This is a genomic window from Rhodococcus sp. RS1C4, assembly GCF_002258225.1.
GTDB classification, from domain to species: Bacteria; Actinomycetota; Actinomycetes; order Mycobacteriales; family Mycobacteriaceae; genus Rhodococcoides; species Rhodococcoides fascians_E.
On record NZ_NOXZ01000025.1, the window covers coordinates 1 to 26,394 of the forward strand.

The following is a 26,394-nucleotide window of genomic DNA, read 5'->3' on the forward strand; positions in this document are numbered from 1 at the left end:
GAGCAGCAGTTACAGTGGCAGCCATGGCGAGCACTCCCCGCACCCGAGCCCGCGCCGCCGCAGACGACGTACGCGGCACTCGACGGTGCGTACTACTTCTCCTCGCCGGACGGGTTGTTCCAGTGCGGGATCGTCACGCTGGCCAGCCGTACCGAAGCGGGCTGCCAGGGCACGACGTCGCCGGTTCCTCCGCGGCCCGAGGACTGCATGATCAGCTGGGGCAACGGAATTCGGGTCACCAACGAGGGTGAGGCCGAGTTCATGTGTTCCGGTGGTGCGGTGTACACCTCGGGCGGCGAGACGACCGATCCTCCGCTCGCAGTCGGGCAGGTCATCAACGCCGACGGGTACTCCTGCGAGTCGACGGCCGGCGGCATCTCGTGCACCAACGACGAGACCGGTCACGGCTTCCGCATCGCCGCCGACAGCAACGAAATCTATTGAGCGACATCGATGTACCAGGTCCGACCGAGTGGGGAGACAACCCCAACGGCGTCGGACCGTGGGAACAGCACCACGACGAACCCCGGCCGACGGGACCGCAGTTCGATCCCGAGCTGCTCGACGCAGGTGACCGGCGCAATGTCGTCGACGCCTACCGCTACTGGACGCGGGAGGCCATCGTCGCCGACATCGACACGAGGCGTCATTCGCTGCACGTCGCAATCGAGAACTTCGCCAACGACGCGAACATCGGGACGGTCGTGCGCACCGCCAATGCGTTTGCCGCGCAGGCGGTTCACATCGTCGGGCGGCGCCGCTGGAACAGGCGCGGCGCGATGGTCACCGATCGATACCAGCACATCCACCACCACGACACCGTCGACGACCTCCTCGCCTACGCCGCCGCCGAGGGTCTGACGGTCGTCGCGGTCGACAACACGCCGGGTTCGGTGCCGATCGAGACCGCGGAACTTCCGAGGGATTGCCTGCTGCTGTTCGGGCAGGAGGGGCCTGGGGTGACCGAGGATGCACGCAACGGCGCGTCGATGACGGTATCCATCGCGCAGTTCGGGTCCACTCGCAGCATCAACGCGGGCGTTGCCGCCGGAATCGCCATGCACTCGTGGATCCGGCGTCATGCCGACTTGTCACAAGCCTGGCCCTGACTGTTTGTGCTTCGCCCCCGGGCAAGTGGCAGGATTGCCGATCATGCAGGAGCTATGGGCGCAGCGCGCGGACGCTGCGGAGGGGGCCGTCGTCGCGCGACACGTGCGTCGATTGTGGGGCTTGCCCGGTACGGCGCTCGGCGTCGTGGCGTGGCCGCCTGTTCGGCGGGAGCGACTGTTCCTGAAGTGGCATTACTGGTGGCAGGCGCACCTGCTCGATTGTGCGGTCGATGCAGCGAGCCGCGAGCCCACCGCCAAGAGGCGCCGCCGAGTGACCAAAATTGCTCGTGCGCACCGCATTCGAAACATCACCGGCTGGACCAACAACTATTTCGACGACATGGCCTGGCTCGGGCTTGCTCTCGAGCGGGCTCAGCGGCTGCATGCCGTCGGCAACCGCGTCGGGATCCAGAAGATCGAGATGGAGCTGTTCGACGCATGGTCTCCGCAGGCAGGAGGCGGCATCCCCTGGCGCAGGGGCGACGATTTCTACAACGCCCCGGCCAACGGACCCGCCTCGATTCTGCTGGCCCGGACGGGTCGGTTGTGGCGAGCGCAAGCCATGGCCGATTGGATGGACGTCACGCTGAAGGATCCCGAGACGGGTCTGATCTTCGACGGCATCCGTACCGGCGACGTGCTCGATCGTGCGATCTACAGCTACTGCCAGGGTGTGGTGCTGGGCATCGAAACGGAACTTGCGGTGCGGCTGGGGGGTCCGCGTCATCGTGCCCGGGTGCACGCGCTGGTGACGGCGGTGGACGATCGGCTGTGTCGTGACCTGGTGATCGTCGGCGGGGGAGGCGGCGACGGCGGTTTGTTCGACGGCATCCTGGCCCGCTACCTGGCGCTGGTCGCGACAACCTTGCCCGGCGACAGCGACGACGATCGGTCCACCCGCGCACTGGCCGCGTCGATCGTGCTCGCGTCGGCGGAGGCGGCCTGGGAGAACCGCCTGGAAGTCGAGGATCATCCACTCTTCGGTGCAGCGTGGGAATCGCAGGCCACGCTTCCCGGGCCCGGGCATTCGGTGGCGAAGTTCAGCGGCGGAACGGTGCGTTCGTCGGCGGTGCCGGAGCGCGATTTCGCGGTGCAGCTGAGCGGCTGGATGTTGATGGAGGCCGCGTACACCGTGGCGGACGCAGGCTTTCGTTAGCTAAGGTACTGGCTATGGGGACTTCGTGGAATCCGACGATATACGGGCACTACGCGGACGAGCGGACTCGTCCGTACTACGAACTGGTCGCTCGGATCAGACACGAATCACCCGATACCGTCGTCGACCTCGGATGCGGGACCGGCGTACAGACCGCCACGCTGGCGCAGCGGTGGCCGACGGCCCACATCACCGGACTCGACTCGTCGGCCGAGATGGTGGCCGACCAACCGTCGGATCTGCCCGCCGGCGTGACCATCCGGCAAGGAGACATCTCCGATTTCGACGCGACCGGCGTGGACGTCGTCGTGTCCAATGCGGCCCTGCAGTGGGTACCTCACCACCGAGAGCTCCTGGCGACGTGGGCATCGCAACTGGGCGCGTCCAGCACCCTTGCCTTCCAGGTTCCGGGCAACTTCGACGCTCCCTCTCACGTCCTGATGCGTCGCCTCGCGGAATCCGACGAGTGGGCGTCGACTCTGAGCGGCGTTCTACGCGGAGGTGACAGCGTCGACTCCGCCGAGCAGTACGCGTCGGCGATGCTCGACGCGGGATTGACCGTCGACGCGTGGGAGACCAGCTACGTCCACGTTCTGCAGGGCGAGGACCCGGTGCTGCGGTGGGTGACGGGAACGGGCCTGCGGCCCGTCCTGGATGCACTCGACGACGAGACCCGGCCGGTGTTCGTCGATGAGTATCGAGACCTCCTGCGCGACGCGTACCCGTCGACCGCGTCGGGAACGCTGTTTCCGTTCCGACGCATCTTCGTCGTCGCCCGCAAGGACTGAGTTACTCGAGGACTTCTTCGACCTCGATGGTCTCGGAAGGCTTCGACATCTCCTTGCGGTACTGCCAGATGCCGACGCCGGTGCCGACGACCAGGAGCACGATCATCCCGATCAGGACCGCGGGCAGCAGCCACGGCACCATGTCGAGGAAGCTACCGAAGTAGAACCCTGCCAGCAGTAGTACCGGCGCCCAGATGATCGCGCCGAGCGTGCTGGCGATCGTGTAGCGGCGATGGTTCATCTTGGCTGCGCCCGCGACCATCGGGCAGAGCGTCCGCACCCAGGGAATCCAGCGGGCGACGAGCACGGCCCAGAAACCGTGCTTCTCCAGCAGCAGGTTCACCTTGTGCAGGTTCTTGGTGTTGAGGTACTTGCCGTTCTTGCGCGCGACGAGTGTGGAACCGGTGCGGTGCCCGATGACGTACCCCACCTGGTTGCCTGCGATGGCCGCGATCATCGCGCCGACGGACAACGCCCATATGTGGCCGGTGCCCGATGCATGGGTGGCCATGACGATTCCGGCGGTGATGAGCATGGAGTCACCGGGAAGGAACAAGCCGATGATGACGGCGCATTCGATGAAGACGAAGGTCACCACCACGAGCCACACCACGAGCGGGCCTGCGGTTTCCAGTGGGCCGAACTGACCCATTGCCTCGATCACGGTTGCAACACCCGCACTTTAAGCGCTCGGACGGTCCTGCTGGGTCTCGATGGCGTCTGCGGCCTCCGAGAGCGGTGTCTTGCGGGCTCGGACCATGCGCTTGCCGACCTCGATGACGATGGGCAGAACCGAGACGAAGACGATCAGCAGGAAGATGTAGTCGACGTTGTCGCGGATGAACTGGATCTGTCCGAGCAGGTAGCCGAGCATGGTGACGCCTGCGCCCCACAGGATGCCGCCGACGACGTTGTACGTCACGAAGATCGAGTACTTCATGTGCGAGGCGCCTGCGACCACCGGTGCGAACGTACGCACGATCGGGACGAAGCGCGCCAGGATGATCGTGATCGGGCCGTGCTTCTCGAAGAACGCGTGCGACTCGTCGATGTACTTCTTCTTGAAGAACTTCGCGTCGTTCGACTTGAACAGCGCAGCTCCACCCTTGCGTCCGATGAAGTATCCGACCTGGTCGCCCGCGATGGCGGCGATCGGGATCGTGATCAGCAGGACGCCGATGGGCGCGAACGGCGGGATCTCGTCGGACTTCGATGCGGCGATGAGGCCGGCGGTGAAGAGGAGAGAGTCACCCGGGAGTAGCGGAAACAGCAGCCCCGATTCGATGAAGACGACGAGCAGCAACCCGACCAGCACCCAGGTGCCGAACGAGTTGAGCAAATTCACTGGATCGAGAAACCCCGGCAGGAGCGCCAGGTTCGTCGTCACAGATTCCGAGGCGGCAAGAAGACTCACGGCGCCCACCATACCGGCCGAACCTGGGCCGACCTGAACAACAGCTGGTGAATTGCCACCGGCGCGATGTCCGATTAGTCACGTTCGAGCCGGGAGTGATCAGGTGGGTACCGCGACAGGCGCACCGGAGGCTTGCCATACTGCAACGGACAATCAATCTCTTCACATGGAGGAATGACGCCGTGCCGATCGCAACTCCCGAGGTCTATGCCGAGATGCTTGGCCGGGCCAAGGAACACCAGTTCGCCTTTCCAGCGATCAACTGCGTTGGTTCCGAGTCCATCAACGCCGCAATCAAGGGTTTCGCCGACGCTGGAAGCGACGGCATCATTCAGTTCTCGACCGGTGGTGCCGAGTTCGGCTCCGGCCTCGGCGTTAAGGACATGGTCACCGGTGCAGTAGCGCTGGCCGAGTTCGCTCACGTCGTCGCAGCCAAGTACGACGTCACGATCGCGCTGCACACCGACCACTGCCCCAAGGACAAGTTGGACACCTACGTCCGTCCGCTGCTGGCCATCTCGCAGGAGCGCGTCGACGCAGGCCGCAACCCGCTGTTCCAGTCGCACATGTGGGACGGTTCCGCAGTCCCGATCGACGAGAACCTCGAGATCGCCAAGGACCTGCTCGCCAAGGCAGCAGCTGCCCGCATCATCCTGGAAATCGAGATCGGTGTCGTCGGCGGTGAAGAGGACGGCGTCGAGGCCGAGATCAACGACAAGCTCTACACCTCCAACGAGGACTTCCTGAAGACCGTCGAGGCACTCGGTGCGGGCGACGCGGGTTCGCGCTACCTGCTCGCCGCGACGTTCGGCAACGTGCACGGCGTGTACAAGCCCGGCAACGTGAAGCTGAAGCCGTCCGTCCTTGCCGACGGCCAGCGTGTCGCGTCGGAGAAGCTCGGCCTCGCTGCCGGTTCCAAGCCGTTCGACTTCGTGTTCCACGGTGGATCGGGCTCGGCGAAAAGCGAGATCGAAGAGGCTCTGGACTACGGCGTCGTGAAGATGAACGTGGACACCGACACCCAGTACGCATTCAGCCGCCCCATCGCAGGACACTTCTTCAGCAACTACGACGGTGTGCTGAAGGTCGACGGCGAGGTCGGCAACAAGAAGGCCTACGACCCGCGTAGCTACCTCAAGAAGGCCGAGGCCGGTATGACCGCCCGTGTCATCGAGGCGTGCAACGACCTCAAATCCGCAGGTCGCAGCGTAAGCGCTGGCTGACCCACGCGAGTGGAACGGAGCCTGCGGGTCACTCCGCAGGCTCCGCTCCCGGTAGGCCAGGGCCTACATTTCAACTCACACGAGGGTCAGCAGACCTTCCAGGTTTCGTCTTCCAGCCGCAGATCGAACGTCCGCGGTGACCGCTCGTTCGGATTCGCTTCGGTGTACGCGATGATCTGCGCGATTGCAGTGTCTCCGGTGATCTGAACGGCATCGATGCCTTCCATCACCGGCACGTTCCCCTGTTCGACGGCGACGCGGTGCACGTCCGCGAACTCCGCATCCGGGATGTCCCGGTAGTACGTCGCCAGGTCCCCGCACGACGACGATCTCAGCGTCGCCAGGTCCCCGCTCGCCAACGCCTCGGTGAACGACGTGACCGATGTTCTGATCTGCGCCTCCGGCGAATTCTCGCCGCCGTCACGCGCCAGATAGAAGAACGCGGCGGCACCGACTGCGACGATCACGACGACGGCAGCGGCCAGGGCGCCCAGCCAGCGCTTGCTCGTCTTCCGCGCCGGAGCGGAGCCTGCGGAGCGACCAGAAGGCTGCGGACGAGGACCGGTCTGCTGAGGTACGGGCTGGGGCGTCGGACGCGCCGCCGACGGTCCGGCGGGTTGCTGAGCCGGGCGGGGGACCTCCCCGCGAGCCGGAATGCGCTGCGGTACAGCGTGGGGTCGCGGCGCAGGCCTGACAGGTGGCTCGACGGCAGGAATCGCGGTCGTCTCGGCCTCCGACGCGTCGGGTTGGGAAGCCTCGGCGTCTTTCTTGTCCTGAGGCGTGGCGTCCTTGTCCTGAGGCGTGGCGTCGGGGAGTTTCGGCGGGGTGGGTGTGCTGTCCGACGTGTCGGGTTCCGACTTCGTTTCGTCCTTCTCCGACACCTGGTGCTCCCTACTTCATTCTTCGACTCTTTCGAAAACGAAAGCCTAGTGGCCGAGGGTGGGTGGCCGGTTGCAGGCGAGGCGAGTGTCGGGCTCGAGAGCGCTGGACGCGGGACCACCGGGTGGAGGGCACAGGAGCATTGCGTGGAGGGCACAATGGTCCCCATGACTTCATTCGGTGACTTGCTCGGACCGCAGCCGACGCTTCTGCCCGGCGACGACGAGGCAGAGTCCGCACTGCTCAACCACGAGGATCCGGCGAAGGTCGCGGCGGAGAATCCGACGGCGTCGATCGCCTGGGCATATTTGGCCGAGGCGTCGTTGGACGCGGGTCAGACCATCACTGCGTACGCCTATGCGCGCACGGGGTATCACCGCGGGCTCGATCAGCTCCGCCGCAACGGATGGAAGGGATTCGGGCCGGTCCCGTACAGCCATGAGCCCAACCGAGGATTCCTCCGCTGCGTCGCTGTTCTCGCGAAGGCTGCGCGTGAGATCGGCGAGAACGACGAGTACGCGCGGTGCCTCGACCTCCTCGAAGACAGTGATCCCAAGGCTGCGGAAGCTCTCGGGCTCGGCTGATCCTGCTGTAACGACGCTACGTCCGACGGCTCGGCGGGGTAGGGCCCGTGTGAGGGCGGGCCGGGCGAGGTTGCAGCTGTCGTTGTTGCCGATCGTTCAGTGTGCGCTGGCGGCGGGTGTCGCGTGGTTCGTCGCGACGGACATCGTCGGTCATGCTCATCCGTTCTTCGCGCCGATCGCTGCTGTCGTGTCGCTCGGTGTGTCGTTGGGCGCGCGAATGCGCCGGTCCGCTGAGTTGGTGGTCGGTGTCACGGTCGGGATCGGTGTCGGTGACCTGATCATTTCGGCGATCGGCAGTGGGCCGTGGCAGATCGCGCTGGTGGTTGCGCTCGCGATGTCGACGGCGGTGTTCCTCGACGGTGGTCCGATCATCGCGATGCAGGCGGGTTCGTCGGCTGTGTTGGTCGCGACGCTCATTCCTCCTGGCGATTCGGGTGGGATCGACCGAATGGTCGACGCATTGACCGGTGGTCTGGTGGGCATCGCGATCGTGGCGCTCATTCCGACGCATCCGGTGTGGCGGGCGCGTAAGGACGCGGCGCGGGTGCTCGGTATCGCGTCGGATGTGTTGCAGAAGGTGGCCGACGGGTTGGTGGCCAACGATCCGAAGCCCATCGAGGAGGCTTTGAAGAAGGCTCGCGCCACCCAGTCGGACATCGATGCGTTGCGCACGAACCTGAAGGGTGGTCGGGAGATCGCGCGGATCTCTCCGTTGTATTGGGGTCATCGGAACAGGTTGGCGGGTCTGGAGAAGACGGCCGATCCGATCGACAACGCGATTCGCAACATTCGTGTGTTGGCGCGTCGCTCGTTGACGCTGGTGCGGGACGACGAGATTCTCGATCCTCGGGTCGTCGACGAGGTGGAGAAGCTGGCTCAGGCAACGGATGTGTTGCGCCGGATGGTGCTGGCAGATCCGGGCCGTCAGCCGGATGCCGCGGAAGCGGCGAGGGTTCTGCGCGCGGTGGCTGCGGGCGCGAAGCCCGAGTTGATCTCCGATGCGGGCCTGTCGGCAACGGTGGTGCTCGCGCAGTTGCGGTCGATCATCGTCGATTTCCTCCAGGTTGCGGGTCTGAAACGTATTTCTGCGCTGGCGACGCTTCCGCCTACCGTCGCGAAACCGGAGGTCACGCCGGACCTGTTCTGACCATGTCGAGACCATTGCACATATGCGTATGTACGCATATGGTGAGGTCGGCATCGACGGAAGGGGAAGTGATGGGCGCGGGGCACGGGCACAGTCACGGCATACCGGCCTCAGGTGGAACGGCCGGACCGTCCACCAAGCGGATCCGCAACATGGTGATTGCACTGGCCATTCTCGTGGTCTTCTTGATCCTCGAGGCGACGGTCGCGTTGATCATCGACTCCCTGGGCTTGCTGGCCGACGCCGGCCACATGCTCACCGATGTTCTCGGAATGTCGATGGGTCTCGTGGCCCTCCTTCTGGCCCGTAAGGGAAGTGCCGCCGCTGCACGCACGTTCGGCTGGCATCGTGCGGAAGTCCTGACGGCCATCGCCAATGCTGTTCTGCTCCTCGGTGTCGCCGCGTTCATCATGTACGAGGCGATCGATCGAATCGGCGACGCGCCGGAGATCCCCGGTCTTGCGCTGATCGTCACCGCGGCCGCAGGTCTGGTCGCCAATCTGGTCGTCATGGTGCTGATTCGCGGCGACGCGAAGGACAGCATCGCCGTGCGCGGTGCCTACATGGAGGTGCTCGCCGACGCTGTGGGCAGCGTCGGTGTCCTCGTCGCAGGCCTGGTGATGGTGGTGTTCGGATGGACGTGGGCGGACATCGTGGTCGGTGTCCTGATTTCGCTGTGGGTGATTCCGCGGGCCATCAAGCTGGCGGGCTCCGCGCTGCGCATCCTGACTCAGGCGAGCCCGGGTCACGTCGACGTCGAGGCCGTCGAAGCCGATCTTGCTGCCCTACCCGGCGTGGTCGGTGTGCACGATCTGCACGTCTGGACCCTCACCACGGGTATGGACGTCGCGACCGTGCACCTCGAATGCGACGGCTCCGGCCCGGTTCTGCTGGATCGCGCCAAAACGGTGCTCGCGGCCTACGGTCTGGACCACGCGACCGTGCAGGTCGAGCCGTCCTCCCAAGGATCCGCGTGCAAGAACGAACTCACTTGGTGAACGTCTTCACCGGGCTTCCCGGTCGCCACAGCTCGATCTGCATGTGATCGTCGACGAGTGAGGTCAGCACCACCTCGGTGATGTCGAGATCGAAGACGTTGTAGGGCGTCAGTTCCGGTGGTGCTGCGTCGAAGATCTTCTGCAGTGCATCGGGGTCGGTGAGTTCGACGGCTGTGCCCGCGATTTTCGCGTCGCCGCCTTCCATCGAATGGTGGCCGGGGTTGCTGTGCAGGGCGAAGCGTGGATCCCGTTGCAGATCTCTGGCTTTGAGTGCGTTGAGCATCGACCCCAGGCGCAGCACGCCGCCGTCGGCGAATTCCACTTCTGTCCCGCTGACCCGCGGAGACCCGTCCTGTCGAAGCGTTGCGAGCACATGGTGCTTGTTGGCGGAGAACCGTGCCGCCACCCCGTTCGCCAGGGCGGGTGCCGCGGACTCGAAGTCTTTCCATGTCGTCATGCCAGCAGTATGCAGTCGCATCACTGACACCTTCTGTCAGTAATATCGGCGGTGTGCGTTCCTCGCGGCTGCTGCAGTTGATGCTGTCCCTCCAACACGGCCGTGCGACGACCGCACAGGCGCTGGCCGACGAAGCAGGAGTGTCGGTGCGCACCATCTACCGCGACATAGCCGCGTTGCTCGACGCCGGGGTCCCGCTCTGGACCGAGTCCGGACCGGGCGGGGGAGTGCGGCTCCTGGACGGATGGCAGTCGAAGCTGTCCGGCATGTCCGGTGTCGAGACCTCGGCGTTGATGTTGCTCGGCGTGCCGTCCGTGGCTGCAGATCTGGGGCTGGCCGACGTCACGGCTGCGGCCGAGACCAAGCTGCTGGGTGCGCTCCCATTGCCGTTGCGCGCCGGCGCCCAGATGTGGCGTGAGCGGTTGCACGTCGACGCCCCGGGCTGGTTCACCGACGTCGAACCGTCGCCGCATCTGAAGGTGATCAGCGCGGCTGTGTTGGCGGGTCGGCAGCTCGATCTCGATTATCGCGGCTCGACGCGCACCGTCGCCCCGCTGGGACTGGTGGCCAAGGCGGGCGTCTGGTACCTCGTCGCCGCCCGGGGAGACGCCGTCCTGTCGTATCGTGTCGACCGAGCCGAGGGTGCTCGGACGCGGACGGAACCGGTGGCCAGGCCCGACGGCTTCGATCTCGCTCGATGGTGGGCGGAATCGGCGTCGAAGTTCGATCGGGCACTGCTGACCTTCGATTGTCGAGTCAGGTTGTCCGCGAATGCTGTTCGCATTCTCCCTGCTGTCGTCGGTCGTGAAGCAACTCCGGCACTCCCTGGCGCCGACGTCGACGGGTGGACGACCGTCGATCTGCGGCTCGAGACGTTCGACGTCGCCCTGGGGCAGTTGACGACGCTGGGAGGTGGCGTCGAAGTGCTGGAACCGGCGGCGCTGCGGCGGGCGCTGCACCGGGTGGCGTCGGAGATGGCGTCGCGAAACTCCTGACTGCATTCGACCGAAGTCAGGGTAGTCTCGGGGCATGACAGCGATGACATTGTCGGGCCCCCTCGCCGACCGTGATTCGTGGACGGCGAATCACTGCTCGATCGACAAGGCAATGGGTGTCGTGGGCACACGCTCGGCCGTTCTCATTCTGCGTGAGGCGTATTACGGGGCAACACGATTCGATCAGTTCGCTTCACGCGTCGGGATCACCGAGGCGGTGGCGTCGGCGAGGTTGAAAGAACTGACGGAGGCCGGACTGTTCTTGAAGTCGCCCTACCGAGATCCGGGCCAGCGGACACGGTACGAGTACCTGCTGACCGAAATGGGTGACGATCTGCTGCCCGTCGTGCTCGGACTGATGCAGTGGGGAGACAAACACCTGCAGTCCGGCCGTGGACCGTTGGTGGTGACGGACGGCAACGGCCGGGTTCAGGTGGAGGTCAGGAGCACCGACGGACGGGCGGTGGCTGCGGACGATCTGGAAGTCAGAGCCAGAACCGCATGAGGTAGTTGCCGTACTGCGCATAGATGTCGGGGACTCCGGAAAGTCCGAACATCCAGTAGATGGCGTCGAAGAACACGATGTTGACCTGGGGCACGAACAGGAATGCGACGAGGATCAGAATGCCGTACGGCTTGAAGTTGGCCAGCGCTCGGCGGGTGTCGTGGGACAGGTTGTTCTCGATCGCGGCGTAGCCGTCGAGACCGGGAACCGGAAGAAGATTCAGCACCGTGGCCATGACCTGCAGAAACGCCAAGAAGCTCAAGCCCCACCAGAACGCGCGATGATCCGAACCCGTTCCCCAGACGCGAATCACGACCAGCAGAACCACGGCGGACACAAGATTCGCACAGGGCCCGGCAAGAGCGATCCTGCGCTGGATCCTCGGCTCGAACATTCCGGTGCGGAGATACACCGCGCCGCCGGGAAGACCGATTCCGCCGATCGCGATGAACACCACCGGCAGCACGATCGACAGCAGCGGATGGCTGTACTTCAGCGGGTTCAGCGTCAGGTAACCGCGCAGCTCGACCTCGCGATCACCGGCCCGGAACGCGGTGTAGGCGTGACCGAACTCGTGCAGGCACACCGTCACGATCCACCCGGCCAGGACGAGGACGAACACCCCTATCCGTGCCGAGACGTCGGCTGGCGATTGTGCAGTCCACGCAACGACACCGCCGACCACCGCAGCAGCCACCACGGCCAGGAAGACCGGGCTCGGGCGTACGCGTCGACGCCGCAGGGGGATGCTCACCGGACCAGCAACCACTCCACGTGATGGCGATAGAACGTCGATCGCTTCACTTCTCGGTCGCCGGGCACGCCGTCGCGAGTCAGACTCGCCGCGTACGCTCCGAGCTGCATGGCGCGGCCGTGGGCCCACCGATGCGGAAGCAGGCGTCGGCCCCCGGTGACGCGGGCCTTGAGCCCGGGCATATTCGGCGTCGGGACGATCTCGACGGCATGCGCCGTGCCGGAGAACAACTTCGTGTCGTCGACGTAGGCCTCACCTTCGAGCGAACGCCCGGAAGTACCGTGTACGACGGCCCGGCCGACCACGGCCTTGCCTGCGTCGTCACGGATCAGCGGGGTCGGCGACGCCGTGCCCGTCATGGCAACCTTCGCGGCCCGCGACCCCGTTCCGAGGCGGTAGACATGCCCCGCGGCCGTCGCCGACTCGGGAACGAACGCGACTTCGACGTCGAGGCGATCGGTACGCATCAACCTCGTCAACACGGCCGCGAGGGACGCGTCGCCGCCGAGGACGATGACCCGCGGGCCAGGTGACCCGGCGGCGTCGGCCAGGAGGGCGTCGCACTCGTCGTTGGTGGGAATCTCCGACGCCGACGTCAGTGGCACATCCGTCAGCGAGATCGGCAGCGGAGGGTTTCCGCAGTGCAGGACGAACGGTGTCACTGTGCTCCCGTGCAGTTCTGTGGTTGTGGCCTGGTGCTCGGTCTCCACCGTAGCGCCATGACCGGTGCCACACTGCCTCGGCTAGACTGACCCCCCGGCCTGCCTCCACACCTGGAAGCAACCTCCCGCACGTCAATTACACAGCTAGTTTTTGCACAGAAGAGACACCAGGAGAGCACATGCCGGCGATAGTCCTGATCGGCGCCCAGTGGGGCGACGAGGGCAAAGGCAAAGCAACCGATCTGTTCGGCGAACAACTCCAGTGGGTGGTTCGGTACCAGGGTGGCAACAACGCGGGCCACACCGTCGTGCTCCCCAACGGGGACAAGTTCGCGCTCCACCTGATCCCGTCGGGCATTCTGACTCCGGGAGTCAAGAACATCATCGGAAACGGAGTCGTCGTCGACCCGGGCGTTCTGCTGACCGAGCTGGCCGGGCTCGAAGAGCGCAACGTGGACACGTCAGGCCTGCTGCTCAGCGCCGATGCGCACCTGATCATGCCGTACCACGTGGCCATCGACAAGGTCACCGAGCGCTTCCTCGGAGCCAAGAAGATCGGCACCACCGGTCGCGGAATCGGACCCTGCTACCAGGACAAGTTCGCACGCGTCGGCGTCCGTGCAGCGGATGTGCTGGACGAGAAGATCCTGACCCAGAAGGTCGAAGCTGCACTGGAATTCAAGAATCAGGTGCTCTCCAAGATCTACAACCGACGCGCTCTCGACCCGCAGCAGGTCGTCGACGAGGTCCTCGGGCAGGCGGAGAAGTTCAAGCACCGTATCGCGGACACGCGGCTCGAGCTGAACCTCGCTCTCGAACGCGGTGAGACCGTGCTTCTGGAGGGATCGCAGGGCACTCTGCTCGACGTCGACCACGGCACCTATCCGTACGTGACGTCGTCCAACCCGACGGCGGGCGGCGCGGCAGTCGGCTCCGGCATCGGACCCAACAAGATCACCACCGTCCTCGGCATCCTCAAGGCCTACACGACGCGCGTCGGGTCGGGTCCCTTCCCGACCGAGCTTTTCGACAACTCCGGCGAATACCTCGCGAAGCAAGGCGGCGAGGTCGGCGTCACCACCGGGCGTGCGCGTCGGACAGGGTGGTTCGACGCGGTCATCGCCCGCTACGCGACCCGTGTCAACGGCATCACCGATTACTTCCTCACCAAACTCGACGTGCTCTCCAGCCTCGATACCGTCCCGATCTGCGTCGCCTACGACGTCGACGGAGTCCGTCATGACGAGATGCCGATGACGCAGACCGGCTTCCACCACGCCAAGCCGATCTACGAAGAGATGCCAGGCTGGTGGGAGGACATCTCCGGAGCGCGCACCTTCGAGGACCTTCCGGTGAACGCACAGAACTACGTGCTCAGGCTCGAAGAGCTCTCCGGCGCCCACATGTCCTGCATCGGCGTCGGCCCCGGCCGTGACCAGACCATCGTTCGTCGGGACATTCTGAACTCCTGATTCGTTCGACAAAGGCCCCGTAGCGTTCGCGTTGCGGGGCCTTTCTCGTCTCGTGGCCTGGTTTCGGCCGACGCGTATCGAAAGATACTTGTCGGTCGTTATCTTTGCGTATACGCGACCGTAGATCCTCCGTCTGACCCTCTTAGCTGACTGCCTCGGCTCTTTCTGTGCTGCGATCGAATGAATCGACGCTTTACATCGACCGTGTCGGTGTAACTGTCGGTTAGGTAAAAGTCCAGTAAAAAGACCTTCGGACTTTTACATTCGCAGGGGTAACAGACCGCGTGGTCCTTGCGAAACAATGGACGTCGCACCAGGTGCGCGGGCCGGCACCGGCCGACTCGACCCGAAGAACGCCGGGTCCCTCACTGGCCTTCCATTGGGCCCACACGAAGAGAGAAACGAATGAACAAGGCAACCAAAGGCGCCATAGCCGCGGGGGCGGCAGCTGTCTTGCTGCTCGGCGGTTTGGGATCCTTCGCACTGTGGCAGGACGATGCCGAAGTCGCGGGTGGAGAAATCAACTCTGGTGAACTGAACTTCGAACCGGTCGCGGGGACTGCTCTGTGGACCGAGACGTCGGTAACACCCAACGTCGTCATCGGGCCTAGCCCAGCTGGGTTCTTGATCGTGCCGGGTGACGTTCTGGAATACTCCTCGGACTACGTGGTGAACTGGGCAGGACCCAACCTCCGGGCGACGATTACTGCGGACTTCACGGAAGTGACCGGTGATCCCGCTCTCGCCGCCGCACTGGCCGGCGCGACCGTCTCGGTCAATGGTGGCACCGACCTACCCAATGGATCGGCCGTTCCGCTGCCGCTGACGGCGTCGCCACAGACCATCAGCGTCGAGGTTCGGATCGAATTCGACCCAGACACGGCTGGTTTGGTTGCGCAGAACGAGTCGGTCGACCTGGATTCCTTCACGCTGACGCTCGACCAGGTACGTCCCTGATCTCTGCGAAGTGATCAAGCACGGCCGATACTGGGCACTCGCAGCCGCGTCCGTCGTTGTGGTGGTTTTCGGATCAGCACAGACGACGGGCGCGCTGTGGCGTGACGACGCCATCGTGAGCGGTGGAACCATCAACTCCGGGACCTTGGACATCAAGGTCGGACCCGCAGGGGCAGAGGTGAACGATTATGTGCTCGCCGCACTCGGCGGGACGAATCTCGGTCCGAACGGGTTTTCGCAGGCATCGTTGTCGATCAAGAATGCGGGAAACGTTCCCTTCGACTACCGACTCCAGAGCACAACGGTCACCGGAACGGTGCCGCTGACGTTGACGGCAAGCCTGGTCGGGGCGGCGGCGGATTGCCCGCCGACGACCGCTCCAACCGGCGCCACTCAGCTGTACACCGGCAATGCCGCTGGGGCGCAGGCTCCGATGGCACCCGCCGCACGTTTGCTTGCCCCCGGAGCGGCGGAGGTCTGGTGTTTTCGGGTGTCCGTAGGTATCGACCCGCCGAAGAGTCAGTCCTCGACCGTGAAATTCTCGTTCCGAGCGGATCAGACATGAGCACCGAAGACACCGACGTGATTCCCGTTGTCCCGTCCGAGATGAACGGGGACGAGCGCACCGGGGTGTGGTGGTGGGTGAGTCGAATCGTGTCGTACACGTTGCTGGCCGCGATGCTGTTCGTTCTGGCTGTCACCGTGGTCGTTCCGCGTGTGTCGGGGGCGACGCCGTACACCATCCTCACGACATCGATGAAACCCACGTATCCGCCGGGGTCATTGGTCGTGATCAAGCCTGTCGACCGTTCCGAGCTCGCTGTCGGAACGGCAATCACGTACCAAATCCGTTCCAATGAACCCGATGTGGTGACGCACAGAATCGTGGCGACTCAGCAGTCCGGTGGCGGTGTCACGACGTACATCACGCGTGGAGACAACAACGGGTCCGATGACGAGAACCCCGTGCAGTTCGGCCAGATACGAGGCAAGGTCTGGTATTCCGTGCCCTACATGGGGTACGTCAACAATTGGCTGAACGGTGAACAGCGCCGAATCACGGTGACCGTCATAGTGATCGGGCTCGCAGGTTATGCAGTGTTCATGTTCGTCGGCGCGGGTCTCGATCACCGGAAGAAGCGGAGGGAGGCGTCGTGAATTCGAACGTCGCCGTTCCGTGCGCTGTCCTGGTGACGGGACTGGCAATCGTAGTGTTGCTCGGAACAGGTTCCGCGCGGCCAGTGCAGACCGTCGGGTACAGCTACGACGGCGAGACGTGGGGACCGACGTTGCCGAGTCCGCTCTTCGACAACGAGATTCGATGGGTCCCCGGTGACAGTCGCGATGCTGTATTCCATGTCTTCAACGACACCGACGACGATGGTCGAATCCAACTGAAGCTCGTCGCCGACAGCAGAGAGTTCGGCGAATCGCTGACGGTGTCGATCGATGGGACGGAGTACCGGTCGGGTTGCGGAACCGTACTGATCGGCGCACATGAGAAACGTCGGATCGGTGCCACCGTCGACATGACAGTGAACGCGGGCAATGCGACCCAGAATTCCCGAGCGTTTGTCGACCTGGTGGTGCGGTGGGACAACGGAGACAGCGTGATTTGTGTTTCGGAGAATCAGGAAGGGGCGTACTCGTGATGGCGAGTCACAAGCAGAACCTGGGGGTCCTTCGCCGGATCATCTCGGCGCTGATCAGCGCTCGGGCTCGCGCCATCATGTCCATCGGTATCGTTCTCGGGCTGGGTGCCGTAGGAACCCTTGCGGCATGGTCGGATACGTCGACAGCTACCTCGGGGACGTTCACGACAGGCACGATCGACATCAAGATCGGCAACCCTGCGGTCGACAACAATCCACCTGCATTCGCAACAGCCCTCACCAATACCGCGATTGCCCCGGGCAATACAGTCACCGCGCCGCTACTCGTGCGGAACTCCGGGACGGTGCCGTTCAACTACACGCTTTCCGTGGCAGCGACCAACACAGGTCTGGGCGGTTTGCTGGAAAGTTTCGTGTACGGGAACTCGGACTGCTCTGGGCCCGCGGTCAGTACGGTGTCCGGGTTGTTTCCGTCGAAGCCTTTCCCCGGCGTGAATCGGCCCATCCCAGCCGGTGGAACCGACCAACTCTGCATCAGGGTGACAATGCCGTCGACCGCCACGGCCCCGGCGACTCCCGCGACCGGAACCATCACCTACTCACTCGTGGCGACGTCGACCTAGATGAGTACCAACGCAGTACGTTCACGCGCGCACTCGAACCGAAGGTGGGTGCGCGAGATCGCGCTGACCGTCGGCGCACTGGCCGGGTTGCTGTGTGTTTTGGTTGCGCTGGCTGCGGTTGTGTTCGGGATTACGCCGCTGGTCTTCCGATCCGGCTCGATGTCACCGGCCATCGAGACGGGTGCACTCGCGCTGAGTAAGACCACGCCCGCGGTCGACATTCAAGTGGGTGACATCGTCAACGTGACCAACGCGGCGGGCAACGGAATCACGCACCGAGTCATCGAAATCGGAGCCGTCGGAAGCGACAGCGTCGAGCTCTATTTGAAGGGCGACGACAACGCGGAACCCGACGCCGAGCCCTACGTCGTGTCGGAAGCGGGACGGGTCCTTTTCAGCGTCCCCAAGCTCGGCTACGCGGTGACGTGGCTGAGCGGACCTGTTGCGGTCTTTGCAGGCGGTGTTCTTGTCGGCGTTCTGTTGATGGTCGCGTTTCGGCCGCGTCGGGTATCTCCGTCGGAAACCGATGAGGAGCCGCATGGGCGGCACAGTCGACTGCCGACATCGGGACTGGTGGTCCTCGCAACGCTCGGGGCCGTGGCTTTGTCGTCGACGAATCCTCCTGTGGCACTGGCTGCTCCGTTGACCGATACTTCGATCGCAACGAGTGGGAATTTCCAATCCGTTGTTCCGATACCGACAGGATTCAGGTGCGATGACTCGGGTGGTGCTCAACTCAGCTGGCAGAACAATCCGGCCCTTGGCTATGAACTGAGTTTCACGCCTGCGCCGGCCGGTGTGACAAACCCTGTCGTCCTGCCTCCCGCCCCCGGAACCACACGAACGTGGAGCGCCGCGCAACTCCTGTCGCTGCTGATGATCGGCACCCGCACCTTTACTCTCAGGGCAACCTACAACGGCGTCCGGTCAGCGCCGACTGGTAGCAGAGGAATCAACTACATCACAGCCTTGCTCACCGCGTGCGTCGCGGTCGGTCCCGCCGGTGCAGCTCCCAGGCTCGCGCCCCAGGCTGCGCCCACGACAACAACACCTGCCCCGGCGTCGACGACGGCGCCTGCGACCACGACGGAGCAGCAAGCCACCACGACAACCCCGCCCGCCACGACGACGACGCCACCCGCCACTACAACGACGCCACCCACCACGACAACGACGGAACCGCCACCGGCAGCTGTGGAACCCCCACCTGCCCCGGTGACGACAACGACGACCACCGCGGCACCCCCGGCTGACCTGATCTCACCCCAGTCCTCCCCGTCGGGCTCGGCGGTGGCGAAGGTGGTGAGTGTCGACGGCTCGCCGACGTTGCAGATCACGGACTCGTCAGGCGACATGCAGTACAGCGGTCCGATCTCGTCGAGCTCGGAGTACGGCTATGGAGTGGCCTGGGCGTCGGGTGACCAGCTGTGGCTCCTCGGACCGAGCCAGTTGGTTCGACTGGACGGAACCGGCGGAGGGTGGAGTCGCACTGTCGTCGATCCGGCGTCGGGAGAAGTTCCGGCCGAGATTTCGGCTCTGTTGAACTGACGCCGAAAAAGAGTCGAAACATATATTTGCTAATTGACGTGCTTTATCAGCGAAGTGGGCGGACAATGGGCGCCAGGTAAAGCGACGGAAGGTCGGTCGATGTCCACTTCGTACAATGGTCTAGATGTCTTCGGGTACCAATTCGACCGCTTCGCCTATGAACATCCGTGGATCGGCGAGGCCGTCGGGGAATTCATGCTCGGACCGAGCGGCGGGGGCATGATGGAGTTCGCCAAGGCCACGGTGTTCGCACTTCCGGAGGGTGGGGCGCACGAGGTTCACGGCGAGATTCTCGCGTGGTACCTGGCGCACGGGGGTCCGTACGGTGCTCTGGGGTACCCGATCAGCAACGAGAAGCCGACCCCTACCGGCTACGGTCGCTACAGCTTGTTCGAGCGTGGCTCCATCGGGTGGATGCCGGAGACGGGAGCTTTCACCATCGGTGGCACGCGTGAAGACGACGTCAGGGTTCCCGGACCCGAGGCGGAGAGCGTGTCCGCGGTCGAGGTACCTTCCGGGACCGAACCAATTTCCGCTTGAAATACCGCACGTCGGAATAGGCGCACATAAACTGGAATTACGGTTTGTTTCGGCAGGCGACTATTGCTTTTATTTCACTCGGCGACCATTCGTATAATGTACTGACAAATGGGTAATTCACTCGAGTGAATTTAGTTTCGCATTCATCTCTCGCGCGTCGTCGACTAGAACAGCGTCGGCTCCCCGAAGCCGGGAATGCCTTCGATGGCAAGGATTCTTTGCTTCGTCGACGGTCCTCCGGGAGCCGAGAAGCCGCCGACCTCTCGGCCTGCGCCGAGGACTCGGTGGCACGGGATGATCACCGGCACCGGGTTGCGGCCGAGCGCACCGCCGACTGCCTGCGCAGCGCCCGGATGGCCCAGCCGCGCAGCAACAGCGCCGTACGTCATTGTGGAACCTCGGGGGATCGCGCGGGTGACGTCGTAGACGGCGTTGTCGAAGTCGGAGACGTCGAGAACGACCGGAATGGCCGACAGGGCGGGGTCCCCGCCGTCGAGCAGTGCCGTGATGCCCTCGATGGCTACGGTGGCGACGCCGTCCGGGTCGCCGGGGAGGGCGTCGAAGCCGGTCAGGTAGTCGATCAAGCGGTCCTTGGACTCGGGCAGGGCGACGGTGGTGACGCCGTCGGCGTTCCAGGCCAGGCCGCACCGTCCGAGGGACGTGTCGAACAGCGAGTACGGCATGCGTCCAGTATGGACTGCGTTCGAACTGGACTTCGATCCAAAGGCCAGTAGGATCGGGAAATGGCGATACGGGTACTCAACGCAACTTCGATGGCGCGCGATCTGGGACGGTGGCGAACCGAAGCCGAGGACGCGTCCGGTCGCAAGCGCACGTCCCGCCCCACGTACCGGGCCTTGGCCGACGGGATCAGGCTGCTCATCCACGACGGCCGGATTCCGCTGGGAGTGGGGTTGCCGAGCGAGCGCGATCTGTCGTCCGCGCTCGACCTGAGCCGTACGACGATCACGTCGTCCTATGCCGTGCTGCGTGAAGAGGGCTATCTGATCAGCAAACAGGGTGCCCGCAGCACAGTCGCACTGCCGGACATGGCCAAGCCCAACGGGTTGTTGGTGCAGTCTCGCTCGACCGGGCCGGTCATCGATATGTCCCATGCGGCGATGGCAGCGCCGACGGACGCCATGCTGCACGCGTACAACTCTGCGCTGCAGGCACTTCCGGCCTATCTGTCCAACCACGGTATGGAACCGATCGGGCTTGCGGTGCTGCGTGAATCCATTGCCCGACGGTTCGTCGAGCGCGGGTTGCCGACGACCCCGGATCAGATCATGGTCACTTCCGGTGCGCAGCAGGCAGTTCGGTTGTTGCTGGGCACTCTCACGTCACCGGGGGATCGGGTACTGATCGATCACCCGACATACCCCAATGCGCTGGAGGCGATCAGGCGCGTCGGCGCTCGCCCGGTCCCGGTTCCGATCAGGCCGGACGGGGAGCCCTGGGATCTCGACGGAATCCGCAGTGCTGCACGGCAGACCGCATCCAAGGTTGCCTACATGATTCCGGATTTCCACAATCCGACGGGCCGTTGCCTTCCCGCCGACGGTCGCGCCGAGCTCGCCAAGATCGCCAGGGACACGTCGATGACGTTGATAGTCGACGAGACCATGGTCGATCTGTGGCTGGATACGCCTCCGCCGCCGCCCGTCGCGTCGTTCGGGCGTGTGTCGGGCACGGATGTGGTGACGATCGGTTCGGCGTCGAAATCGTACTGGGGTGGGCTGCGTATCGGATGGATCCGAGCCAATCCGTCGTTGATCAGCAGGCTTGCGGGATCGCGAGCTGCGCACGATCTGGGCACGTCCGTCATGGATCAGCTTGCCGCCGGGTTCCTGTTGCAGGACGCGGATGCGATTCTCGACACGCGACGTGAGCAATTACGCGAGCGTCGGGGCGTGCTGGAATCCGCTCTTGCGGAGCACCTTCCGGACTGGACGTACCGACGGTCGACGGGCGGGATGTCGTTGTGGTTGCAGATCCCGACGCCCGTGTCGAGTGCACTCGCCGCGACGGCGCCGACGTTCGGCGCCGTCCTCGCGGCGGGCCCCCGGTTCGGAGTGGAGGGTGCGTTCGAGCGATTCCTCCGTCTGCCGTACGCCCGGGAGCCCGCGGAGATCACCGCGGCCGTCGTCGCGACCGCCGGTGCTTACGCTGCCCTGGCGCCGAGCGCGGACGACCGAGAGCCCGCGCTCGTCTTCTGATACTCACAGCCAGAGGGTGTCCGGATCGACCGCAGTCGATGCGGGTGCGGTGGGGATTCCGTTGGGAGTGCGGGAGAAGCGGGGCGCCGGCCGGTGCTGGGTGATGCCGTCGACCTCGATCAGAGTTTCGCGCGCGGCCAGATGCTTGTGGTCCGATGCTTCGCCGAACGTGAGGATCGGCGAGACGCAGGCGTCGGTGCCGTCGAAGATGGCGGCCCACTCGTCGCGCGTCTTGGTCTTGAACACCCGCGTGAAGATCTCACGCATCTCGGGCCAGCGGTCGCGGTCGCCCTGGCCCGGTGTGGTGGCTGGGTCGAGTTCGAGCAGACGGAGCAGCTCGGCGAAGAACTGCGGCTCGAGTGCGCCGACGGCCATGTGCTTGCCGTCGGCGGTTTCGTAGGTGTCGTAGTAGGGCCAGCCGGTGTCGAGCATGTTGACGCCGCGCTCGTCCGACCAGGCGCCGACACCGCGTAGGCCCCAGATCATGTGCGACAGCGCTGCGGTCCCGTCGACCATCGCGGCGTCGACCACCTGGCCCTTGCCCGAGGTCTGACGCTCGAACAGTGCGGCGAGGATGCCGAAGATCAGGAACATCGATCCGCCGCCGAAATCGCCGACCATGTTCAGCGGTGGTACTGGACGCTCACCCGTGCGTCCGATGGCGTGCAGTACGCCCGTCACGGAGATGTAGTTGATGTCGTGGCCCGCCGCGGACGCCCACGGTCCGTCCTGTCCCCATCCGGTCATGCGGCCGTAGACGAGCTTGGGGTTGCGTTCCAGCGCGACGTCGGGGCCGAGTCCGAGGCGCTCGGTCACGCCCGGTCGGAATCCTTCGATGAGGACGTCCGCACGTTCGATCAGTCGCAGAATTCTCTCGACGTCGGCCGGGTCCTTGAGGTTGGCCTCGACGAGGGTGCGGCTGCGCAGTTGCTGATCGTGCTCCGAGATCTGGCCGGCGCGTTGAACGCGCACGACCTCGGCTCCCAGGTCGGCCAGCAGCAGGGCGGCATGGGGGCCGGGCCCGATTCCTGCAAGTTCGACGACTCGAAGTCCTGTCAGCGGTCCACCGGTACTCGACACGTATTCCTCGTTCCGATCAGTATGAAATAAGCGAATCGAGGTTAACTTAGCGTGACTGGAGGCGCGAGGGAACCCCGAGGCCGTGGATAATGAGCGGCGTGAGCGCAGGAGACGAAGCAGTCCGGATCGGCACACCTCTGACCCCGGGAGCCACGCGAGTGATGCTCCTCGGCGCGGGCGAGTTGGGCAAGGAGGTGATCATCGCGTTTCAGCGCTTGGGCGTCGAGGTCATCGCCGTCGACAGATACGACAACGCGCCGGGCCATCAAGTTGCTCATCACGCCTTCACGATCGACATGAGCGACCCCGAACAGCTCCTGGCATTGATCGACGCTCAGCAACCGGACTTCGTCGTTCCCGAGATCGAGGCCATCGCGACCGACGCGCTCGCCGAGGTCGAGAGTCGAGGCAGGAGTGTCGTCATTCCGACGGCCCGGGCGACGCAGCTGACCATGAACCGCGAGGGGATCAGGCGGCTCGCGGCCGAGGAGTTGGGACTTCCGACGTCGCCCTATGCGTTCGCCGACTCGCTCGAGGACGTTCGCAGCTCCCTGGACTCCATCGGCTATCCAGCCGTGATCAAGCCGGTGATGTCCTCGTCGGGCAAGGGACAGTCGGTTGTCCGAGGACCTGAGGACGTCGCGGCGGCATGGGACTACGCGTTGAAGGGCGGACGCGTCGACCTCGGTCGTGTCATCGTCGAGGGATTCGTCGACTTCGATTACGAGATAACACTTCTCACCATCAGGTCGACGGCGGGAACGGATTTCTGCGAGGCCATCGGGCACCGTCAGGAATCCGGTGACTACGTCGAATCGTGGCAGCCGCAACCGATGTCGGACGGTGCGCTCGCTGCGGCGAAGGACGTGGCGGACAAGATCACCACTGCTCTCGGAGGGCGAGGCCTGTTCGGCGTCGAACTGTTCGTTCAGGGCGACAACGTCTACTTCTCCGAGGTCAGCCCCCGTCCACACGACACAGGGTTGGTCACGCTTCGTACGCAACGGTTCTCGGAGTTCGAACTGCACGCCCGTGCCATCCTCGGACTCCCGGTGGACACCACGCTCGTCTCGCCGGGTGCGTCGGCGGTCGTCTACGGCGGCGTCGACGCGGAGGGCATCGCGTTCGAGGGTGTCGCCGACGCCTTGGCCGTACCGGAGACCGATGTTCGGTTGTTCGGCAAGCCGGAGAGCTTCGTGCGTCGACGGATGGGCGTTGCGGTGTCGACGGCGTCCGACATCGATTCGGCTCGCGCGCGGGCAACCGAGGCTGCAGGCAAGATTCGTCCCGTCACGTGAGTGCCTGGGGGGAGGTGCTGGTCGCTCTGGCGATCCTCGTGGGGTTGGTCGGGATCGTCGTGCCGATTCTGCCCGGCGTGATTCTGATCTTCGCGGCAATTGCGGTGTGGGCGTTCGTGACCGGTGGCGCCGCGGCCTGGGTGGTCCTGGGAATCGCGACGGTTCTGCTGGTCGCCAGTGGCGTCGTGAAATACACCTGGCCGGGTCGAAAGATGAAGGACGCAGGCATCCCGACGCGTTCGCTGGTGGTCGGCGGTCTCGTCGGCATCGTCGGGTTCTTCGTCATTCCCGTCGTCGGCTTGTTCGTCGGGTTCGTCCTCGGCACGTATGTCGCGGAACTTCCCCGGCACCGCAATCACGGTCAGGCGTGGAGATCCACGGTCCATGCCACCAAGGCTGCGGGGCTGTCCATCCTCGTCGAACTGTTCGGTGCACTCCTCGCGGCCGGTGTGTGGCTCGGAGCGGCGATCTTCATTTGACCCGGTACCAGGCCCGCGCGTTGCCGCCGAGGACCGCGGGAAGGTCGCCTCCCACGGCTTCGGCGACGAGGTCGATGTCGGTTTCCAGGAACCGTCGGGGCGCTCGGGTGCCCGGTAGATCGGTCCCGAACATCAGGGCGGCAGGGTCGACGGCGTGGATTTTCCTCATGGCATCGACGATGTCCATGTCGACTCGGCCGAAGGCGGAGGCTTTCACGCGGACGCCACGCTCGACGAGGTCGAGCAGGTAGGGCAGGCCCTGCGCGGACATGCCGAGATGGTCGATGCTCACCGCGGGAAGCTTGGACAGGATCGGTTCGAGCGAGAGCAGCATCGAGGCCTCGACGTACAGTTCCGCGTGCCAGCCGACCAGTTCGTGGGCTCTGCGGGCTTGGGCGGTGAGCGTCTGGACGTCCGTCGCGCCTCGTTTGAAGTTGAGCCTGATGGCGCGGACGCCGGCTCGATCGAGTTCGACGATCTCGTCGTCGGACGTATCGGGATCGAGCTGGGCGACGCCTACCCAGCTGGGCCCGAGCGCGTCCAACGCGGCCACCAGGTACGCCTGGTCGGTGGTGTGGAACGACGAACTGATGACCGCGCCGCCGGTGATTCCGAGGCCGTCGGTATCGCGGTCGTAATCCTCGATGGTGTACGGCTCCGGTGGGTATCCCTGATTCTCGACCAGCGGGAATCGCGGGTCGAGGATGTATCGGTGGGCGTCGAACACAAGGGACAGCATGCCAGCAATGCGATTTCGGCACCCGGGGACCCGCGCCGGTGTTTGAATGCGAAACATGAGAGCTGAAGCAGAAATCGTCCTCGACGGGTACACCTTCCTCGAGTGTCCGCGCTGGCGAGACGGCCGAATCTGGGTGTCCGACTTCTACAGCCAGCGGGTGGTGTCCGCTCGCGGTGACGGGTCGGACGTTCGCGTCGAGGCCGAGGTGCCGCAGCAACCGTCGGGACTCGGGTGGTTGCCGGACGGCCGATTGCTCGTCGTCTCGATGCGAGATCAGAAGTTGCTCCGGCGTGAGGACGACGGTTCGCTCGTCGTGCACGCAGATCTGTCGTCGTACGTGAAGGCGAACCTCAACGACATGCTCGTCGACGACCGAGGACGCGCCTACGTCGGCAATTTCGGGTTCGATCTGATGAACCTGGCGACGCCGGACACGGCCGATCTATTGCGCGTCGATCCCGACGGTTCGGTGCACGTCGTGGCGAAGGATCTCTATTTCCCGAACGGGATGGGTCTGACGCCCGACGGGGAGCTGGTGGTCGACGAGACGGTCGGCAACCGCATCAGTGTCTTCGCGGTGCACCCGGACGGTTCGTTGGGGGAGCGGCGCGACTGGGTGAAGTTCGCGGAGCTGCCGGACGTGACGTCGATGGAGTCCGCGCTGGGGCAGCTGTCCGTGGCGTCCGACGGCTGCGCGATGGATACCGACGGATCGTTGTGGGTGGCCGACGCGCTGGGTCAGCGAGTTGTGCACGTGGTGCCGGGCAAGGGAATCGTCGATCAGCTCGAATTCGACACCGGGGTGTTCGCGTGCGGCCTCGGTGGTGACGACGGCCGAACGCTGTACGTCTGTGCGGCTCCGGACTTCAACGAGCACCAGCGCAAGGTCGAGACGGAGGGGAAACTTCTGGCGGTGCGGGTCTAGCCGCTGTGAGTAGGAAACGCACAGCGCTCTGTGCGTTTCCTACTCACGCGTGAATCAAGCCTTGTCGGGCTCGGAAGCGCGGAGCATGTCCTCGCGTTCGACGACCTTGACGCGTTCGCGGCCTTCGGGCTCGCCGAGGGAGCGTTCGTGGGCGTCGAGGCGGTACCAGCCGTCCCAGGTGGTGAAGGGAACCTTCTTGTCTTCGAGGAACGTGGTGACCGCGTCCTGCC

Annotated in this window: 31 protein-coding genes and 1 pseudogene; 22 read left to right on the forward strand and 10 right to left on the reverse strand. The window is 64.7% G+C overall.

Annotation, left to right across the window (positions count from 1 at the left end; genetic code table 11):
* From CH289_RS13055 to CH289_RS13070, 4 genes are all read left to right on the forward strand, one after another.
* Positions 1–444 (forward strand): DUF6636 domain-containing protein (locus tag CH289_RS13055; RefSeq protein WP_143545081.1); only part of this gene is annotated, 444 nt, incomplete at its 5' end.
* Positions 441–1,109 carry a TrmH family RNA methyltransferase gene (locus tag CH289_RS13060; RefSeq protein ID WP_020113349.1) on the forward strand — a complete coding sequence of 223 codons (669 nt, stop codon included), beginning with the start codon at positions 441–443 and terminating at the stop codon, positions 1,107–1,109. The genes CH289_RS13055 and CH289_RS13060, both read left to right, overlap by 4 nt.
* A gap of 43 nt (positions 1,110–1,152) precedes the next feature.
* On the forward strand, positions 1,153–2,265 hold the full coding sequence (locus CH289_RS13065) for a glycoside hydrolase family 76 protein (protein WP_026348263.1): 1,113 nt from the start codon (positions 1,153–1,155) through the stop codon (positions 2,263–2,265).
* Between the two features lie 14 nt (positions 2,266–2,279).
* Positions 2,280–3,053, forward strand: a complete 774-nt coding sequence (locus tag CH289_RS13070; protein WP_094728017.1) for a trans-aconitate 2-methyltransferase — start codon at positions 2,280–2,282, stop codon at positions 3,051–3,053.
* A 1-nt stretch (position 3,054) separates the two neighbouring features.
* On the opposite strand, the gene CH289_RS13075 is transcribed toward CH289_RS13070, so the two are convergent.
* Positions 3,055–3,705, reverse strand: a complete 651-nt coding sequence (locus tag CH289_RS13075) for a DedA family protein (RefSeq protein ID WP_020113351.1) — start codon at positions 3,703–3,705, stop codon at positions 3,055–3,057.
* 30 nt (positions 3,706–3,735) lie between these two features.
* Entirely contained in the window at positions 3,736–4,479 is a 744-nt protein-coding gene (locus CH289_RS13080; protein WP_020113352.1) for a VTT domain-containing protein, read from the reverse strand.
* 170 nt (positions 4,480–4,649) lie between these two features.
* Between CH289_RS13080 and fbaA the strand changes: the two genes are divergently transcribed.
* A complete protein-coding gene (gene fbaA / locus CH289_RS13085; RefSeq protein ID WP_019667903.1) occupies positions 4,650–5,690 on the forward strand; it encodes a class II fructose-bisphosphate aldolase in 1,041 nt (346 codons plus the stop codon).
* Between the two features lie 86 nt (positions 5,691–5,776).
* Here fbaA and CH289_RS13090 read toward each other — a convergent pair whose 3' ends face one another.
* Entirely contained in the window at positions 5,777–6,571 is a 795-nt protein-coding gene (locus CH289_RS13090; RefSeq protein ID WP_094728018.1) for an Rv0361 family membrane protein, read from the reverse strand.
* Positions 6,572–6,736: 165 nt separating this feature from the next.
* Between CH289_RS13090 and CH289_RS13095 the strand changes: the two genes are divergently transcribed.
* The 3 genes from CH289_RS13095 to CH289_RS13105 all read left to right on the forward strand — a co-directional run bounded on the left by CH289_RS13095 (position 6,737) and on the right by CH289_RS13105 (position 9,298).
* A complete protein-coding gene (locus CH289_RS13095; RefSeq protein ID WP_026348265.1) occupies positions 6,737–7,153 on the forward strand; it encodes a DUF3151 domain-containing protein in 417 nt (138 codons plus the stop codon).
* A 76-nt stretch (positions 7,154–7,229) separates the two neighbouring features.
* Complete coding sequence (locus tag CH289_RS13100; protein WP_026348266.1) at positions 7,230–8,300, forward strand: FUSC family protein; 1,071 nt, start codon at positions 7,230–7,232, stop codon at positions 8,298–8,300.
* 71 nt (positions 8,301–8,371) lie between these two features.
* A complete protein-coding gene (locus CH289_RS13105; protein WP_019667907.1) occupies positions 8,372–9,298 on the forward strand; it encodes a cation diffusion facilitator family transporter in 927 nt (308 codons plus the stop codon).
* Here the strand turns inward: CH289_RS13105 and CH289_RS13110 are convergent.
* Positions 9,288–9,755, reverse strand: coding sequence for a pyridoxamine 5'-phosphate oxidase family protein (locus CH289_RS13110; RefSeq protein ID WP_026348267.1), 468 nt, complete (start codon positions 9,753–9,755; stop codon positions 9,288–9,290). The two genes, CH289_RS13105 and CH289_RS13110, sit on opposite strands and share 11 nt — an antisense overlap.
* Before the next feature lie 53 nt (positions 9,756–9,808).
* On the opposite strand from CH289_RS13110, the gene CH289_RS13115 reads away from it, so the two are divergent.
* Both CH289_RS13115 and CH289_RS13120 read left to right on the forward strand, forming a co-directional pair.
* The gene (locus CH289_RS13115; RefSeq protein WP_094728019.1) at positions 9,809–10,750 is read left to right on the forward strand and encodes a helix-turn-helix transcriptional regulator; all 942 of its coding nucleotides are present in this window, start codon (positions 9,809–9,811) and stop codon (positions 10,748–10,750) included.
* A 34-nt stretch (positions 10,751–10,784) separates the two neighbouring features.
* Complete coding sequence (locus CH289_RS13120) at positions 10,785–11,255, forward strand: winged helix-turn-helix transcriptional regulator (protein ID WP_094728020.1); 471 nt, start codon at positions 10,785–10,787, stop codon at positions 11,253–11,255.
* Here the strand turns inward: CH289_RS13120 and CH289_RS13125 are convergent.
* Both CH289_RS13125 and CH289_RS13130 read right to left on the reverse strand, forming a co-directional pair.
* Positions 11,236–12,009 carry a site-2 protease family protein gene (locus CH289_RS13125; protein WP_026348268.1) on the reverse strand — a complete coding sequence of 258 codons (774 nt, stop codon included), beginning with the start codon at positions 12,007–12,009 and terminating at the stop codon, positions 11,236–11,238. The two genes, CH289_RS13120 and CH289_RS13125, sit on opposite strands and share 20 nt — an antisense overlap.
* Entirely contained in the window at positions 12,006–12,671 is a 666-nt protein-coding gene (locus tag CH289_RS13130; protein ID WP_026348269.1) for a hypothetical protein, read from the reverse strand. Before CH289_RS13130 ends, CH289_RS13125 begins: the two co-directional genes overlap by 4 nt.
* A 179-nt stretch (positions 12,672–12,850) precedes the next feature.
* Between CH289_RS13130 and CH289_RS13135 the strand changes: the two genes are divergently transcribed.
* The 8 genes from CH289_RS13135 (at position 12,851) to CH289_RS13170 (ending at position 19,424) form a co-directional block, all read left to right on the forward strand.
* Positions 12,851–14,143: an adenylosuccinate synthase gene (locus CH289_RS13135; protein WP_019667913.1), complete on the forward strand. Its 1,293-nt coding sequence runs from the start codon at positions 12,851–12,853 to the stop codon at positions 14,141–14,143.
* A gap of 405 nt (positions 14,144–14,548) precedes the next feature.
* Entirely contained in the window at positions 14,549–15,100 is a 552-nt protein-coding gene (locus CH289_RS13140; RefSeq protein ID WP_020113358.1) for an alternate-type signal peptide domain-containing protein, read from the forward strand.
* A gap of 10 nt (positions 15,101–15,110) precedes the next feature.
* Positions 15,111–15,665: a hypothetical protein gene (locus CH289_RS13145; RefSeq protein WP_094627990.1), complete on the forward strand. Its 555-nt coding sequence runs from the start codon at positions 15,111–15,113 to the stop codon at positions 15,663–15,665.
* Complete coding sequence (locus tag CH289_RS13150; RefSeq protein ID WP_094728021.1) at positions 15,662–16,258, forward strand: signal peptidase I; 597 nt, start codon at positions 15,662–15,664, stop codon at positions 16,256–16,258. Before CH289_RS13145 ends, CH289_RS13150 begins: the two co-directional genes overlap by 4 nt.
* Positions 16,255–16,752 (forward strand): hypothetical protein, encoded by a 498-nt coding sequence (locus tag CH289_RS13155; protein ID WP_094728022.1) that lies wholly within the window; start codon positions 16,255–16,257, stop codon positions 16,750–16,752. Before CH289_RS13150 ends, CH289_RS13155 begins: the two co-directional genes overlap by 4 nt.
* Positions 16,752–17,336: a SipW-dependent-type signal peptide-containing protein gene (locus CH289_RS13160; protein WP_094728023.1), complete on the forward strand. Its 585-nt coding sequence runs from the start codon at positions 16,752–16,754 to the stop codon at positions 17,334–17,336. Before CH289_RS13155 ends, CH289_RS13160 begins: the two co-directional genes overlap by 1 nt.
* Positions 17,337–18,884: a signal peptidase I gene (locus CH289_RS13165; protein ID WP_231383931.1), complete on the forward strand. Its 1,548-nt coding sequence runs from the start codon at positions 17,337–17,339 to the stop codon at positions 18,882–18,884.
* Positions 18,885–18,983: 99 nt separating this feature from the next.
* Positions 18,984–19,424, forward strand: coding sequence for an LGFP repeat-containing protein (locus tag CH289_RS13170; RefSeq protein ID WP_019667920.1), 441 nt, complete (start codon positions 18,984–18,986; stop codon positions 19,422–19,424).
* A 164-nt stretch (positions 19,425–19,588) separates the two neighbouring features.
* Here the strand turns inward: CH289_RS13170 and CH289_RS13175 are convergent, their stop codons facing one another.
* Entirely contained in the window at positions 19,589–20,107 is a 519-nt protein-coding gene (locus CH289_RS13175; RefSeq protein WP_094728024.1) for a methylated-DNA--[protein]-cysteine S-methyltransferase, read from the reverse strand.
* Between the two features lie 60 nt (positions 20,108–20,167).
* Between CH289_RS13175 and yczR the strand changes: the two genes are divergently transcribed.
* The gene (yczR, locus tag CH289_RS13180) at positions 20,168–21,643 is read left to right on the forward strand and encodes a MocR-like transcription factor YczR (RefSeq protein WP_094728025.1); all 1,476 of its coding nucleotides are present in this window, start codon (positions 20,168–20,170) and stop codon (positions 21,641–21,643) included.
* Between the two features lie 3 nt (positions 21,644–21,646).
* Here the strand turns inward: yczR and CH289_RS13185 are convergent, their stop codons facing one another.
* On the reverse strand, positions 21,647–22,723 hold the full coding sequence (locus tag CH289_RS13185; protein WP_094728026.1) for a CaiB/BaiF CoA transferase family protein: 1,077 nt from the start codon (positions 22,721–22,723) through the stop codon (positions 21,647–21,649).
* Positions 22,724–22,812: 89 nt separating this feature from the next.
* Between CH289_RS13185 and purT the strand changes: the two genes are divergently transcribed.
* The gene (gene purT, locus CH289_RS13190; protein ID WP_094728027.1) at positions 22,813–24,021 is read left to right on the forward strand and encodes a formate-dependent phosphoribosylglycinamide formyltransferase; all 1,209 of its coding nucleotides are present in this window, start codon (positions 22,813–22,815) and stop codon (positions 24,019–24,021) included.
* The gene (locus tag CH289_RS13195; RefSeq protein ID WP_170949296.1) at positions 24,018–24,500 is read left to right on the forward strand and encodes a DUF456 domain-containing protein; all 483 of its coding nucleotides are present in this window, start codon (positions 24,018–24,020) and stop codon (positions 24,498–24,500) included. Before purT ends, CH289_RS13195 begins: the two co-directional genes overlap by 4 nt.
* On the opposite strand, the gene CH289_RS13200 is transcribed toward CH289_RS13195, so the two are convergent.
* A complete protein-coding gene (locus CH289_RS13200; RefSeq protein ID WP_019667926.1) occupies positions 24,493–25,239 on the reverse strand; it encodes an amidohydrolase family protein in 747 nt (248 codons plus the stop codon). The genes CH289_RS13195 and CH289_RS13200 overlap by 8 nt on opposite strands.
* 46 nt (positions 25,240–25,285) lie before the next feature.
* Between CH289_RS13200 and CH289_RS13205 the strand changes: the two genes are divergently transcribed.
* Positions 25,286–26,164: an SMP-30/gluconolactonase/LRE family protein gene (locus CH289_RS13205; protein ID WP_094712803.1), complete on the forward strand. Its 879-nt coding sequence runs from the start codon at positions 25,286–25,288 to the stop codon at positions 26,162–26,164.
* A 54-nt stretch (positions 26,165–26,218) separates the two neighbouring features.
* Here the strand turns inward: CH289_RS13205 and CH289_RS28730 are convergent.
* Positions 26,219–26,394: pseudogene (locus CH289_RS28730) on the reverse strand (pyridine nucleotide-disulfide oxidoreductase); the annotation flags it as partial.